Source organism: Cuniculiplasma thermophilum (assembly GCF_052315355.1).
In the GTDB taxonomy this organism is placed as follows: Archaea; Thermoplasmatota; Thermoplasmata; order Thermoplasmatales; family Thermoplasmataceae; genus Cuniculiplasma.
Window position 1 is genome coordinate 1 of record NZ_JBLSDF010000041.1, and the last position, 15,014, is coordinate 15,014.

15 protein-coding genes are annotated in these 15,014 nt (G+C 37.9%); 8 read left to right on the forward strand and 7 right to left on the reverse strand.

Translation table 11 applies throughout. The features are described 5' to 3' along the window. Positions 1-293 precede the first annotated feature (293 nt). From ACNF42_RS07380 to queC, 3 genes are read left to right on the forward strand one after another with little or no spacing between them, the layout of a single operon-like run. Positions 294-1,136, forward strand: coding sequence for an SDR family oxidoreductase (locus ACNF42_RS07380; RefSeq protein ID WP_443340105.1), 843 nt, complete (start codon positions 294-296; stop codon positions 1,134-1,136). After that, positions 1,133-1,609 carry a 6-pyruvoyl trahydropterin synthase family protein gene (locus ACNF42_RS07385; RefSeq protein WP_443340106.1) on the forward strand — a complete coding sequence of 159 codons (477 nt, stop codon included), beginning with the start codon at positions 1,133-1,135 and terminating at the stop codon, positions 1,607-1,609. Before ACNF42_RS07380 ends, ACNF42_RS07385 begins: the two co-directional genes overlap by 4 nt. Further along, on the forward strand, positions 1,606-2,307 hold the full coding sequence (gene queC / locus ACNF42_RS07390; protein WP_443340107.1) for a 7-cyano-7-deazaguanine synthase QueC: 702 nt from the start codon (positions 1,606-1,608) through the stop codon (positions 2,305-2,307). Before ACNF42_RS07385 ends, queC begins: the two co-directional genes overlap by 4 nt. 12 nt (positions 2,308-2,319) lie before the next feature. On the opposite strand, the gene mdh is transcribed toward queC, so the two are convergent. Then, positions 2,320-3,288, reverse strand: a complete 969-nt coding sequence (gene mdh / locus ACNF42_RS07395) for a malate dehydrogenase (RefSeq protein ID WP_443340109.1) — start codon at positions 3,286-3,288, stop codon at positions 2,320-2,322. Between the two features lie 212 nt (positions 3,289-3,500). On the opposite strand from mdh, the gene agl3 reads away from it, so the two are divergent. Together agl3 and ACNF42_RS07405 are read left to right on the forward strand one after the other, a co-directional pair. Then, positions 3,501-4,676 (forward strand): UDP-sulfoquinovose synthase, encoded by a 1,176-nt coding sequence (gene agl3 / locus ACNF42_RS07400; protein WP_443340111.1) that lies wholly within the window; start codon positions 3,501-3,503, stop codon positions 4,674-4,676. A gap of 195 nt (positions 4,677-4,871) precedes the next feature. Beyond that, entirely contained in the window at positions 4,872-6,326 is a 1,455-nt protein-coding gene (locus ACNF42_RS07405) for a Kelch repeat-containing protein (protein ID WP_443340112.1), read from the forward strand. Here the strand turns inward: ACNF42_RS07405 and ACNF42_RS07410 are convergent. After that, on the reverse strand, positions 6,319-7,044 hold the full coding sequence (locus tag ACNF42_RS07410) for a sugar phosphate nucleotidyltransferase (protein WP_443340113.1): 726 nt from the start codon (positions 7,042-7,044) through the stop codon (positions 6,319-6,321). The two genes, ACNF42_RS07405 and ACNF42_RS07410, sit on opposite strands and share 8 nt — an antisense overlap. Continuing rightward, positions 7,037-7,417: a hypothetical protein gene (locus tag ACNF42_RS07415; RefSeq protein ID WP_443340114.1), complete on the reverse strand. Its 381-nt coding sequence runs from the start codon at positions 7,415-7,417 to the stop codon at positions 7,037-7,039. Before ACNF42_RS07415 ends, ACNF42_RS07410 begins: the two co-directional genes overlap by 8 nt. A gap of 1,412 nt (positions 7,418-8,829) precedes the next feature. Between ACNF42_RS07415 and ACNF42_RS07420 the strand changes: the two genes are divergently transcribed. The 3 genes from ACNF42_RS07420 to ACNF42_RS07430 all read left to right on the forward strand — a co-directional run bounded on the left by ACNF42_RS07420 (position 8,830) and on the right by ACNF42_RS07430 (position 12,244). Beyond that, positions 8,830-9,858, forward strand: a complete 1,029-nt coding sequence (locus ACNF42_RS07420; RefSeq protein ID WP_443340115.1) for a hypothetical protein — start codon at positions 8,830-8,832, stop codon at positions 9,856-9,858. Between the two features lie 803 nt (positions 9,859-10,661). Next, positions 10,662-11,513, forward strand: a complete 852-nt coding sequence (locus tag ACNF42_RS07425; protein WP_443340116.1) for a proline dehydrogenase family protein — start codon at positions 10,662-10,664, stop codon at positions 11,511-11,513. A 56-nt stretch (positions 11,514-11,569) separates the two neighbouring features. Further along, positions 11,570-12,244 carry a helix-turn-helix domain-containing protein gene (locus ACNF42_RS07430; RefSeq protein ID WP_443340117.1) on the forward strand — a complete coding sequence of 225 codons (675 nt, stop codon included), beginning with the start codon at positions 11,570-11,572 and terminating at the stop codon, positions 12,242-12,244. On the opposite strand, the gene ftsY is transcribed toward ACNF42_RS07430, so the two are convergent. From ftsY to ACNF42_RS07450, 4 genes are all read right to left on the reverse strand, one after another. Beyond that, entirely contained in the window at positions 12,245-13,105 is an 861-nt protein-coding gene (gene ftsY, locus ACNF42_RS07435) for a signal recognition particle-docking protein FtsY (protein WP_443340118.1), read from the reverse strand. Next, positions 13,089-13,505, reverse strand: coding sequence for a prefoldin subunit alpha (gene pfdA / locus ACNF42_RS07440; RefSeq protein WP_443340119.1), 417 nt, complete (start codon positions 13,503-13,505; stop codon positions 13,089-13,091). Before pfdA ends, ftsY begins: the two co-directional genes overlap by 17 nt. Next, on the reverse strand, positions 13,506-14,756 hold the full coding sequence (locus tag ACNF42_RS07445) for a phosphoglycerate kinase (protein ID WP_443340120.1): 1,251 nt from the start codon (positions 14,754-14,756) through the stop codon (positions 13,506-13,508). Positions 14,757-14,886: 130 nt separating this feature from the next. Then, positions 14,887-15,012, reverse strand: a complete 126-nt coding sequence (locus ACNF42_RS07450; RefSeq protein ID WP_443340121.1) for a DUF2080 family transposase-associated protein — start codon at positions 15,010-15,012, stop codon at positions 14,887-14,889. Positions 15,013-15,014: the final 2 nt, after the last annotated feature.

The window sequence follows — 15,014 nt, forward strand, 5'->3', positions numbered from 1 at the left end:
AGAAACGGGAAGGAAGATTGGAATGATCATGAAACTTGATCAGGTATTGAAATAGTAGTGCACCCACAATAGTGGTTTAGAAAAACAGCCTGAAAATCATATTGGGAGGTCTACAAAATTAAAATAGATGTAAAGTCACGTCTAATAAGTATATTATTTTTGGTAATTAATTGAAATCATAAAATGTTATTCTATTTGTTTCGATTTCAGGCATTTGTGATAAGAAAATGATGAACACAAATTTAGTTATGAGTTTAATGTAAAATTTAAGGCTTTGTAAAGCATGGAGTTGCATGTTAGGGGGAACACCATTTAAGGGAAAATTCTACCTTATTACCGGTGGAGGTAGTGGACTTGGGTTGGAAATTTCTAAGACACTGGCATCCTATGGTGCAGGTATTTACATACTCGGAAGGGATAGGGAAAAACTAGAAAAGGCCAAATCACAAATTGTAGACCTGAGCGCAGAGTGCGATTTTTTCTCAGTAGATATAAGGGAATATGAGACCGTAAGAAAAATAATTGATGATCTTTTTCTGTCATACGGGATAGATGGTCTTGTAAACAATGCGGCCGGTAATTTCATATCCAAAACAGAAGACCTTTCAATGAACGCATTTCTTTCAGTGATAAACATCGTATTGAATGGTTCTATAAATATCACTTTGGAAGCAGCCAAAAAATGGATAGAAAACAAAAGAAAGGGCACTGTTCTCAGTATATTAACAACATACGCAGAAACAGGTTCAGGTTTTGTGATACCATCCGCCGCAGCAAAAGGAGGACTAAGTGCCTTTACAAAAAGCATTGCAGTTGAATGGGGGCCAAAGGGAATAAGGGCCAATGGGATTGCTCCTGGGCCATTTAAAACAGAAGGAGCATGGAAAAATCTGATACCTGATCAGTCATTCGAGGATTACCTTATTAATAAGAACCCAATGAAAAGGCTGGGAAATACCAAAGAAATATCAGAATTGGCAGCATTCCTGCTCAGTGATTATTCATCTTTTATAAACGGTGAGGTAATAAGGATTGACGGTGGGGAATTTTTGAGAGGGGCAGGTCAGTTCAATGATTTGTCCATGCTTTCAGAGGACCAGTGGGAAAAAATTAGATCGAGGAGGAACAAAAAATGATGAGTATATTTATTGACGGATGGGAGACAAATTTGAAATTTTCTGCTGCTCATTTTATACCAGAACACGCAAAATGCCGTAGACTTCACGGGCACGATTACGCAATCGATGTTAAACTATCAGGCGAATTGAAAAATGGAATGGTGGCAGATTTTGTTCAGATAAAAAGGGAACTAAGGCAGATGCTGGAAGAAGTGGATCATAAACTTATACTTCCGGTTAATGGCGAAGGCATTGAGTATAAAGTTGAAGGATCGAATTATCATATCAAGTATGAAACCTTCGAAATGTCGGTTCCTGCCGAGTTTGTATACCTCTGTGACGTAATGCATAGTTCCAGCGAGGAACTTGCAAGATACATGACTGGTCTGTTAATCAAAAAAGTACAGCTGGGGGAGAACGTTAAAAAAATTGAGTTCTCAGTATATGAGGGGCCAGGGCAAAAGGCCACATGGGAAGAGGATCTAAGATGAAAGCAATCGTTCTTATGTCGGGTGGTCTGGATTCCACAACAGTGCTGGCTTACGCAATTTCAGAGGGATACGATGTCATTGGAATCAGTTTTGATTATGGTCAGAGACACAGAATAGAACTGGAATCTTCAAAGAAAATCGCAGAACATTACGGTATAGAGAGAAGAGTTTTTAAGATAGACCTTACCCAGATTGGCGGTAGTTCCCTTACAAGCAATATTGATGTGGAGGAGGGGAAAATAGGACGTGAGGAAGTGCCGAACACATATGTACCTGCCAGAAACATAGTGTTTCTATCAATAGCAGGAGCTTATGCAGATATTGATGACATAGACACTATTATGATCGGTGTAAACGCTGTGGATTATTCAGGTTATCCCGATTGCAGACCTGAGTTCATATCCTCCATGGAAAGGTCACTGAGACTTGGTCTCTCAAGAAGACAGAACCTGAAAATACTTGCCCCTCTTCAGAGAATGTCAAAGGCTGAAATAATCAAGATGGGAATGAATCTCAAGGCACCATATGAACTCACTCACTCCTGCTATGAAGGTGGAAGTAAGGCTTGTGGAAAATGCGATTCATGCCTTTTAAGGTTAAAGGGCTTTATGGAATCAGGATTTGTTGATCCTATACAATACGAAGAATATCCAGAATTTTACATCGAATATCTCAAAGAGAAAAAATTAACAAACTAATATAAGAAAGTTTTAGTGCTGTGAAAGGACAGCATCAACCCTTTCTCCGTTTTTCTTTACAGATTCGACTGTTTTGTTCCACAACACCTTTTCCTCTTCATTGAAGTCGATCTTATAGATATGTTCCACTCCTTCCTTTCCGATCTTAATTGGCACTCCTATAAACAGACCCTTAGCGGAATAGTGCTTAGCATTCTCATCATCCATATATGCAGCACATGGAATTACCCTCTTCTTATCCTTGATAATGGATTCTACCATTGCGGTGATTGATATACCTGGAGCATAGTATGCGCTTCCTGTTTTAAGCAGATCAACTATTTCTCCTCCTCCAAACCTCGTCCTTTTTACTATCTCATCTATCTTTTCCTTGGAAAGAAGTGTGGAAATAGGCATTCCTGCAACACTCGAATATCTTATAAATGGAACCATATCATCTCCATGCCCACCTACAACGAATGCATTTACATCCTTAACTGAAACTCCAAGTTCCATGGCTATGAAAGTTCTAAACCTGGCACTGTCCAGGGATCCCCCGAGACCAATTATTCTTTTAGGATCTATTCCACTGACCTTCTGGAAAGCATAAGCCATTGTATCAGCTGGATTTGATACCATAACAATTATGGACTCCGGTGAGTATTTTTTTACGTTTTCTGCCACATCCTTAATTATACCTATGTTCTTCACAAGAAGGTCATCTCTGCTCATTCCCGGCTTCCTTGCGAGACCGGCCGTGACCACTATAACATCAGATCCCTTAAGATGAGAATAGTTTTCAGGATTTGTGGTAGTAAATCCCTTTATATTATTGTCAACACCCCAGTGTGGAGTTCCCTCCATCATATCCAGAGCCTCTCCCTCTGGCTTTCCATCTACTACATCAAAGAGATAAATATCTCCAAGATCCTGAATAGAGAGAAACTGAGCAACTGTTGCACCTACATTTCCGGCGCCTATTACAGAAATTTTTGATCTCATGTATAGGGAATTTCTTGATAGATTATATTGTTATTCCCTTTTAAATATAAGAAGCCAAAATGGTTAATATAAAAGAGACTTGTGGAGGTTTAAACCATATGCCACATAATTATACTCCTATGATTTGGCACCAAATCACGGAGATAGTCTTATATGTTCAATGAATGTGAAAGAAGATTAAATTATTATTTAAAAAACCTTTACCCATAATCATGAAGGTAGCGATCCTGGGAATTGATGGATATATTGGATGGGCACTGGCATTGAGGCTTTTAAACAAAGGACATGAATTAGTCGGTGTGGATTCCCTTTATACGAGAAAGAGAGTAGAAGAAGTTGGTTCAGGTTCCATAACTCCCATAGGAGAAATAAACAGGAGGATTGATGATGCAGCCAATTTTTTTAAGGAAAAGATTTCATATTACCAGGGAGATGTAAACGATCCAGACTTTATATATTCTGTAATCAAAAAAGAACTCCCTGATTCCATTGTTCATTTAGCAGAACAGAGATCAGCACCATATTCAATGATAGGACTCAAACAGGCAAGAGAGACCCTGTTACAGAATATGGGTGGAACAATTAATCTTGTATATGCAATGAAAGACCTGGTACCAAAGGCGCACTTACTTAAACTTGGTACAATGGGAGAATATGGAACGCCCAATATAGATATCCCAGAGGGTTTCTTTGAAATTGAATATAATGGCAGAAAAGATACGCTTCCATTCCCAAAGTCTGCCGGTTCCTGGTATCACTGGAGCAAAGTTCATGATTCAAATAATTTGATGTTTGCAAATCGTCTCTGGGGACTGAGAATAACCGATGTAATGCAGGGTGTCGTATACGGTACAAGAACAAAGGAAATTAAGGACTCTGGACTTTATACAAGATTTGACATCGACGAGGTCTGGGGAACTGCCTTGAATAGATTTTGTACTCAGGCAGTTCTCGGAATGCCAATAACTGCCTATGGTAAAGGAGATCAGCGCAGGGGTTTTCTTTCATTGGAAGATAGCATTACCTGCCTCACACTTGGTTTGGAAAAACCCGCTGCAGATGGTGAATATAGGGTATACAACCAGTTCGATGAGCATTATTCCATAAACGAAATCGCCAGTTTTGTGAAGGAAAGTGGAGAAAAGATGCTTGGAAGGACTATAGAGATAAGCCACGTTCCAAATCCAAGGCTGGAAAAGGATCAGCATTATTACAATCCTGAGCATAAGAAGCTGAAGGAGCTAGGATATAAGCCTGCAAGAAATTTGAGGGAAGATCTTAAGGATATAATATCCGATGTGGAGAAGTTCAGGCAAAATGCAGAACGATACAGAGAAAGGGTAACTCCAAAGACACTTTGGAAGGAAAGTTCCGGACTCGCAAAATAAGTTCTTATTATTCTTCAAATTTTCTTCAAACTGTGAGCGTTATAATAAAAATGAAAATAGGTTGACTTTTACCATAGTAATAAGCCTATAGAGAAAATTAAAGGAAGATTTAAGGTTAGATTGCATGGGTTCTTTATTAAGATCAAAATGCAAATTTTATGGAATATTTATTAATGAATTAACAATTTAAGGTCAATGTCTCATAAGTTAAACCGGAGTAAGATCAACAAATTTCTGGTTGGAACTGTTACAGTTCTGACCGTGATAGTGTTTGCTTTTTCATTCCTTTCGTCTGGTGTACCTGTGAGTGCGCAACACGGAATATCTGCAACTCCGCAGTATCAGTACAATAGAACAGTTTATAAATATCAGTGGATGAACGACACATCTGTAGCTGGCCCAATGCCCATCAGTAACGGAACAATGTCATGTTTTATCCCATCACAGGAAGTTGTACTATTTGGCGGTCAGACAATGCTAAATCTCAGCTTCAATAAAAGTGGAAAGAAGACTTTTCAGGTCGTAAAGGCGTACTCTAACCAGACATGGGTTTACCAGAGTGGTCAATGGTCAAGGCTTACAAGTCAAAGTTCCATACCTCAGATGGCTGGATCCGCTACTTCATATTATCCAAGAGGTGAAAGTATTGTGTTATTTGGGGGAGAAAACAATGGCACACTCTTCAACTACACATGGATATTTACCGGACTTACATGGACGCCTTTAAAAGGTCTAACTTTGGCCCCATCCGCTAGAGCCTTCAGCTCTATGGCCTATTCACCCATAATTAAGGGAATTGTTCTTTTTGGTGGAAAAACCTCCAGCGGGTACTCAAATTCAACATGGCTTTTTAAGGACAATGCATGGTCAAAACTTACCACGAAAGGGACTGTACCTCCAGCTATGGAAGGTACGGCAATGAGTGAATTGCCCAATGGAAATCTGCTATTGTATGGTGGCTTCAACGGTTCTTATAGTAATTCAACCTATATCCTTAATACAACGTCATTAACGTGGTCAAAGGTTAAAAGTACTGAAAATCCTCCAGCTCTGGCATTTTCATCTCTAAATTACTTCAGCTTTAACAATTTTACTCTCTTATATGGTGGAGTTACAAGTAACGGAAATCCATCTAACGTCACATATATATTCAACAGTGCCAATCAATGGCAAATGCTCAATATAAAGGCACCCTCTGCCAAGTATGGTCAATCTCTTTCAGTCTATGGCGCAAATAATACGGTAGTACTGTTTGGTGGAGCTTTTAACAACTCCTATTACGGATTCACAAATGACACCTATCAGTTCCAGAACAATTCATATGATTGGGTAATATTCAATGAGTCAGGTCTCCCTTCAGGTCTCAAGTGGGGGGTACAGCTTGGAAATTCATATAACAATACAACTGGCAACTCAGTGGGCTTTCTTGTCATGACTGGAACGTATGATTACAATGTAACGGCACCAGCCGGTTATCAAACATCATCACCATCGGGAAATGTTACCATGTACTTCTCAGAACTAAAGGAATCAGTAACATTCTCAAAGATTCCTGGACTTCTGTACTATTCTTATGGTGCAATTGCAGGTATAATCATAGTGGTTCTGGCCCTAATAGGCGCAGAAGCTTACAGAAAAATCATTAAGTAGTCACAAAATTTTTAAAATATTTGTAAGTTTTTTCCACACTTTTTACATAGTTTTCAACCTTACCAACGCTAACCCATTCTTCCCTTTTGATTATATTATATTTGATACTGTAGTTATTCAGTAATGCATTTCTTATATAATCTGTAAATTCAACTCTCTCAACATCCAGAAATTCATAAAATGGCTCTTTAAAATAATAAACAGCAGCCAGGGCAAGTTTTGATAGGGGATTAGGGGGTTTTTCAATAACTTCCTCCACAACTCCTGTCTTATCATTTATCTTTGCATTACCATAGTGTTCCGGATTTTCAACCTCAAATAAAGTCAGTTTAGATTCTTCACCTTTTATCAGATTCTTGTAGTAGGAAGGATCAAGGATAAAACCATCTCCTGCATTGAGAAGGCAACCTTCTTTAAATAGTTCTCTGCCCATATAAACGGCATTTCCAAATCCATCGGGCTTATCCTGGTAAATTATCTCGACTTCCGGAAATTCACGGTTTATGTAATCATAGGTGATTCTGTCACTTCTGTTTAAAATCACCGCAATTCTTCTAATTCCTGCATTCTTCATTCTGAATATTACTATATCAATAACAGGTCTAAGAACGATCTTTCCGTCCCTGATATCATAGAGAGAAAGCATTTCTTTTCTAAACTTTCCATCCAGACCGGATCTTGTTCCAAGCCCTGCTGCAGTTATTAAACCATTAATCATGACCACCATCTTTGACGTAGTTCATTAAAAATACAATAATATAAATTGTGGGGAAGAGAAAAAACCCAGTTATCATTGTTACGTCTGCTATTGAAAGATAAAAATTGCTACCAAATTCAAGCAGCGCAGAAATATGGGACGAATTCAAAGAGGTTATAATAGATACTATGGCCAGAATTACACCAACGATGCGCAGCTTTTTGTTTTCATAGATAATCATAATTATTGAAAGTATCACCAGCACCCCTATTGCTACAACAGTCAGGATAGTAAGAAAAAATGGAACAAGCCTTCCCGCATAAAGGGAATAACCTCCAATGGAAAGTGAAATGGCTGAAAGAATCAGGAGGGCGGGGTAAATTCTATTGTTCACTATCACACCCATAATAGTCTAAGGATAAGGTTTTCGAAGGACAATTTTTAGATTCAGTAAAATTGTTTATGGGGAAATCAAATGTCTTAATTCTTAACATGTCGCAATTTTTCATGGTATCCATAATTAAGAACATATTGAGGCATTCTGCTTTAAAATTTGGTTAGGTTCATATTTATATGACCATGTTCGTGAAATCATATTGTAATTTGTAAATGGAAATTAAAAGGAATGGAGGAAAAACCTGAAATGCCAAAACAATTTATCAAAAGATGTGAAAATTATTTCTAATAGGCATCTTATAAAAATCTACCTGCAGGGAAAATCTTCATGATATTGAATTGGTCCAGAAAGCATAAGTCTCTGTAAAGTGTGATGCATTTCTTTTCGACGCCGAATGATATGTCCTTTTTAGTTTATTCTTCACTGTTTTAGCATCCCTTAGACTTCCCGGACTCAGACAAACATCACCTGTTTTTCATTCTCCCTTTCCCTTACAAGGGAAAAGCTTACCTGCTTCTATTCCTTGTTATCCTTTGTGCGTCCATATTTGAACATTGGGGGATTTGTAAGGATGCTATGAAAGTTATGTCATACAGAAGGGAGATTCCCGATCTATGGGCTGAAAAGTTTTCCATCAAAACGTTTCTCAATATTTCTTATATCAATTCCATACAACTGCAGGCTTAAGTTTAGTGCGGTGAGATCAATATCACTCTTCATAGATAGAAAAGAGAAATCTTACCAGTCCGGGGAGTTCGTGAGAGTTATTTGCTTTCTCACCATTTTCATTTCCACGGATGTATCTGATGGTGTATTATCCACGTAAAGCCCGTCTGTAAGTATGGGGTTCAGATGTAACTTATCGATGGTATGAATCCATGTGACAAATTCAGGATACCTGACTTATATAATTTTACTGAAGAAATTGTTGACATTTTTTGCACCCAATTCCTTGTGCTTTTCAAGATATTTACTGTTATATTTTGTGTTCTTTCTCTCCTCGTATTAATATGATATTGTCTCTTAATAATATTGGATGCCATTCCTATTCTTCTTCCTTATCTCTCCCATGCCATGATTAATTTGTCTTGTTACTGTAACTTTATGAATGCCCAGATGACGACGCTAAGATGAAAAGATCGAGATTATCCTTCCTGTTTAAACACTAGAATGTTTAATATTTCAGATATAATGTATATTATTCAAAATCTTTTTAAAAATAATCATAGAAATATACATATGTATACAATTATTCTGCACATATGAACAAACGCAAGAACTTGCTCGAAGTAGCGGCAGTATGTGTGGTTGTTATGTTTTTAGGTATATCTATTCAGGGTTCGGTTATAACCCATACCAACCATAACCATGTATTTTCTGTGTCGGATCAAATCTGAAAGGGAAATTACATGATTCAGAATCCTTCAAACATTTCAGATAATTTATCTAACCTATTCAATTCATGGCTTATGAACAGGGAACACTCTAATACCATGTTTGAAAGAAAGGACATTAATTCAATAATTTCCGAAAATTCAGAGGTTGAGATGTTGTTTCCAAAATTCCTTGAGAAAAATCCTTCAGCCATAAGTATGATCAACAAGATTACCAATATGGAAAAGATCAGATTCAGAAAGGAAAACAGGGAAGCAGGACTCAAATTTATCAATTACATAAGAGAGCATCCTAAAATTCCGGTAAACACAGTTTTAACATTATCATCAAACAATTCAAGGTATTTTGTCACTAAGGCCTCAACAGCATCCTATCCCAGAGGATTTCCCAGGTGGACAGGTGAGTTCACAATGGTGTCTGTAAATTATTTCAGCATATCATGGTGGTATCCCGGACCATGGTATGCTCCATGGGCTGGTCACTGGGGCAGGCTAAACTATGGTGAACATGATACAATAAACATACTCTTTGTAGGTAAGACTGCGCAGTCATGGTACAATCAGGAGTACAATACAATTCAAACCTTAATAGGATGGAGTAACATTGCAAGTTATATTTTTACCGCACTTGGGGGCGTAGGCGCATATTATGGCATCGGTGCATTATCCAGCGCCTTTTTTGCAGAGATTACTGCAATATTAGTGTCTGCGGGATTTGCAATTAGTTTTGTTCAGAGTTACATGGGTAATCAATTACACACAATGTATGATTCCACATATGCAAACCCATTGAGCGGAGAACCGAAGTTTATCTGGGAATATTACAGCGTAAATTTCTACTATCCATGGATCATAGTAGTTGGAATTCTTTTATCGTCATTTTCCTGGAACGGTTATACGAATAAAGGCACAGTATCAATTTTTCCATATATTCCCGTGGTTAGCAATAACCCTGCATGGAACATAGTTGCAAGTGCACTTGCAGGAGAAGCCCAAGCCTTGTCTAGTAAAATAGGATGGAATTCGTGGGGAACTGCTTCATGAGGTGAAGAAATGAGCATCACTTCATTTTTACACCTTTGCCTGCTAATATTACCAATTTTATTGATTGTTGCTGCTTTATTCGGGATGCGGAAACTGATAAAAAATAAGGATTATCTCGTTAAAAATATAAAATATTCGGAATTAAGCTCTTTCAGATATAAGGCAATATTGGGTATTTTTATTATGTCGATTATATTTTATTCACTAATGGAGTGGATGATTTTTTTTACCAATTTTGGTTATACAGATGAGAAGAACTATTTAATTCCGTTTGTGATCCTTGCCATGGTCTTACTTAGTATTTTAGCACCCCGGCAGAAAAGCAAAGAGGAGTAAATTAAAATTGTACATTCTTAAAATCTGCTTATTTAGGCACGCCGTTTTAAGGTTAATTCCTTTAATGTCTTCCTCTATCCGCCTCTGCTTTCCCTTTGCATAATGGTGCCGCCTGACAACTTTAAATTGGAAGTTTTTCAATATTCAGAGACACCTTATGCAGGGATCATAGGGGGATTTCCGTCTGGGCATTTTCTCATCAGAATGGTAGTCTACATAACAATATACATAAACGGAATGGATAACATAGATAAAATATTTTAGAATGGAGGAGAATTAAGGAATGTAAAGGGTCCTTTGAAATTACAGCAAATTAAGCATACTAACATATAAAGGTTCAATTCCCCATGAAATAGCATTAATATGAGGAAGGTTTCATTCAATTTTCATAATAAATTTTTTTTATGTAGGGCATATAACACAAATAAAAGAATAAATCTTCGTAAAACATCCAGTGATCGAATTTTATGTTCAACGGTTTTATGGAAAAACTTGTAGCAGGAAGATGGATTGCGGGACCAACAGTTGACGATGTTATTGAAAGAGGCAAAAGATTCAATAGGCTTGGAATCGGTGCTATAATGAACTACTTAGGTGAAGCTCTGACAGATCAGAAGGACATAAAAGATGCCATGGACAACTACCGGGAAATACTCAGAAAGGTAAAGAAAAACGATCCACTAACTCAAATATCCGTAAAGCCAACCCAAATTGGCCTCTCAGTCAGTCTTGATATGGCAAAAAAGAACTTTTCAGAGATTGTCAAACTTGCAGGTGAAAAGGGTATATTCACCTGGGTTGATATGGAGGAATCGGAACTTGTTGACAATACAATAGAACTTTATGAGTCTCAGTTGCCCAATGAGAATATAGGTCTCTGTGTCCAGGCATATCTTAAGAGAACCTACGATGATGTGAAAAGATTAACTGAAAAGGGTGGAACAGTAAGATTGGTAAAGGGTGCATATACAGAGCCTGAAACTGTTGCATACAAGACAAAAGAAGACATAGATAAGAATTATGTTGAGATAATGAAATACCTTTTCGACAATGCAAAGAAGTTTATGATTGCAAGTCACGATGATAAGATAATAGAAAAAGCCAGAGAGATCAATAAGGAAAAGAAGAAAGAGGTATGGTATGCAATGCTTAACGGAATAAGGAACCAGTACCTCATACAACTTCAAAAGGCTGGGGAGAAGACCTTTTCCTACATTCCCTTTGGAAAGAAGTGGATCCAATATTCGGTTAGGAGGATGCAGGAGGCAGGTCATATGAGTCTCCTCATGAAATCCATACTCCACGGGCAAAAGATTTAGTCATTTGACGAATACTATTTCGTCATTTTTTTATAGTATGTTAAATTGGGAGAATAATGGACATTGAAGAGAAGATTGCAGGAGAAATAGCTCTTTCAGATAATTTTGGAAAAACTCTTCAAAAGTGGAGAGAGGAGTTTCTAATTACCAAGACTGAACTGGCCAGAGAGATGGATGTCCCCCTGTCAATGATCACTGATTACGAATCTGGAAGACGAAAGTCACCTGGAATCAGCACAATAAGAAAGTTTGTATATGCTTTGATTGCAATAGAGAAGGAGCACGGCGGTTCAATTCTGAGGAGATACAATTCCGGGGTTCCCTATGAAGCCCTCATAGATATCGGGGACTATCACAGGGATGTAAATCTTAAGAACGTAATAAGTCGTATAGAAGGCAAGGCTACATCCTCCGCTGATTTGAACAGATACGTAAGAGGATACACAATTGTGAACGGTGTCAAGGCCATTCTTTCCTTTTCATATTCAGAATACAGTTTACTTTACGGCTGGTCAAGTCAAAGAGTCATATTCTTTACGGAAGTTAAAATGGGAAGAAGCCCCATGATTGCAATACGTGTACATCCTCTCAAGCCGGCTGCAGTGGTTTACATTCAGGCAGATCGTGTTGATGAGCTTGCTATTCGACTGTCAGATGTGGAAAACATACCACTTATAACCACTGAACTTGCACCCATGGAAGTGGCAAAAATAATGTCTCAGATAAAGTAATTATGAAAATATCTTATTAATTATGTAATGTGGATCATAGGGTATCAGATCTTCCATACTTTGTCCCACTCCAATGAAGTATATGGGTTTCTGGAACTGATGTGCAATTGAGAATATGGCCCCTCCACGAGCATCTGTATCCATCTTGTTCAGAATTAAACCGTCAAAACCTATCTCTTTCTTGAATGTAGAGGCCTGCTCGATTGCATCATTTGCCGCCATTGCATCCACTGTGAGTATTGTCAGGTCAGGTTTTGATATTCTCTTTATCTTCTTCATTTCTTCCATAAGGTTCCTGTTTGTTTGCATTCTTCCTGCAGTGTCAATTATGGCGTAATCAAGTTTCCTGGCCCTGGCGTGTTCAATTGTATCGTATGCAACCGCAGCAGGATCACTTCCCATGCCTTGATAAATAACCCTTACACCCAGATTTTCACCGTGAATTTTTAACTGATCTATGGCCCCTGCTCGGAAGGTGTCTGATGCCCCCATGGCAACAGTCTTCCCATTGTTAAGCAGGTAATTGGAAAGTTTTCCGACGGTTGTGGTTTTTCCTGTGCCGTTAATTCCAATAAATAGTATGATAAAAGGCTTCTTTTCCTGACCCAGAAAATCAAAGTCTTTCTTTGCCTCATTGAGGATTCTTAAGAGGATTTCCTTGAGAAGATTCATGGCCTCATCCCTTTTCATCCGCTTTTTTTCCTTTGCCCTTTTTTTGAACTCCTGGAGTATATACTCTGTGGTTTCAATACTCACATCAGATTCAAGGAGGACGTTGAAGAATTCATCCTCCAGTTCTTCGATTCTTAAAAAATCTGATCTTCCTGAAAAAATATTCCTGAGTTTATCTCTTAGCGACATCTTGTCCGTTTCTTGAATTATTTATTGCAGAAATAATTGCCTGATACCTTCTTACTGCATCGTATCTCTGATTATTCAGATTTTCAATTGATTTTCTGACCTCCTCTATGAGGGTTCTCAATCTCAGCTCAGCCTTTGAACTTTCCTCTTCTATAAACAGGTCAGACCCTATTGCAACAAGGACGTTGCCAGACTTCTCAATTTTTCCCTTGGAAAATACTCCCCCACCAATGGAAATAAGAGTCTCCGATGCTTCATCGATTTCCTTTGACTGAAGAATTGCCAGTGCTTTTCCATAATCTTCCATCCCCTGAGTTAAAATGCTGATCTGTTTTTCAGAGGCATTAATGAACGATTCAAGGAATTCAATTTCCTGTTCTATTTGATTATTATTTTCCATCTATTTCATCTCCCTGAAATGTTTTCTGCTGTTTTTCAGAGCTTCCAGGACTGGCATTGGTTCACCGGATAAATAACTTATGAGTGCCCCTCCTCCCGTTGATATATGGTCAATTTTGTCCTGAATCTTTAAGTTTTCAATGGCCGATATGGTGTGTCCTCCTCCCGCTATTTTCATCGCCTCTGCATTAGCTACTTCCTTCAGTATTTCATAGGTTCCACTACTGTAATCATCAAGCTCATACATTCCCATTGGCCCATTTATGAAAATGGCAGATGCCTCCCGAATCTTCTCAGAGAACAGTGCAATGCTATCCGGACCTATATCTGCAAGTATCTGATCATTGGGTATTTTATCGAGATAATGAACTCTGGACCTTGAAGGATTAAGTATGAAGTCTTCAGGCATTACTATCTTATCTCCATAAATTTCAATAAGTTCTTTGCACGTTTTTATGAGCGTCTCATGCTTCTTGTTATTTTTTATGATAAAGTCCCTGTTTTTCTGGCCTATATCCTTTCCGGAGGCCCAAAGAAATGCATTTGCCACAACACCACCCACGATTATTTCCTGAGTTATGTTTTTTTCAAGGAATGATTTGGAAACAGCAATTGAATCCTCAATTTTAGAACCTGCAAGGATAGCGATTTTTTTCCCATTTTTCCTGTTTAAAAATTCATTCAACGAGGAAGTTTCAGTCTGAATTAGAAGTCCTGCAATGTTTGGAATCATTCTTGTAAATCCTGTCAGAGATGTCTGATTCCTGTGTATGGCGGGAAATGCATCATTCACAAAATAATCAGAAACTGCTGATAAATTTTTTACGAAATTTGTCTTTTCCATCACTTCCAAATCATTTGTGTCCAGAACCACATCCTCTGAATAGAATCTTGTATTTTCCAGCATTATTATGTCTCCATTTTTCATGGATTGAATTGCCCTTATAGCCTCACTCCCAAAGAGGGAATCCACAAATTTTACGTTTCTCCCTAAAATTCTCTGCAAAACTCTTGCGTGCTCCTTTAGAGAGACAAAGTCATATTTTCCAGGTCTGCTCTGGTGTGCAAGTATTACAACCTTCGAATCCTTCAACCTGTTTATTGTCTTAATATGAGAGTGAAACCTGGTGTCACTCATTATTTCACCGGTTATGGGATGAATGGGCGAGTTAAGATCAAGCCTCAAAAGTATGGTCTTTCCTTTCAATTCGAAATCGTCTAAGTCAAAGAAATCTTCCTGATTCCCTTCCATATTGATCTGTATGCATATACCTTTATATTGGTTTTGAAACGGTTACATTAGATTTATCATTTACCATATTGATATGGGAAATATACAAGTTAAGCAAAGGAAATGTTTCTTCAATAGGGAGTGTGGGACACTATTCCTTGTCCCTAGTTATTATTAGATAAACCTTCCTGTCAAGGAACTCCTTGGGACAATCTACCTTTGCCCCTGATCCGAACTTTGTAACTTTTCGCTCAATAAATCCATAGATTCCTTTTATCG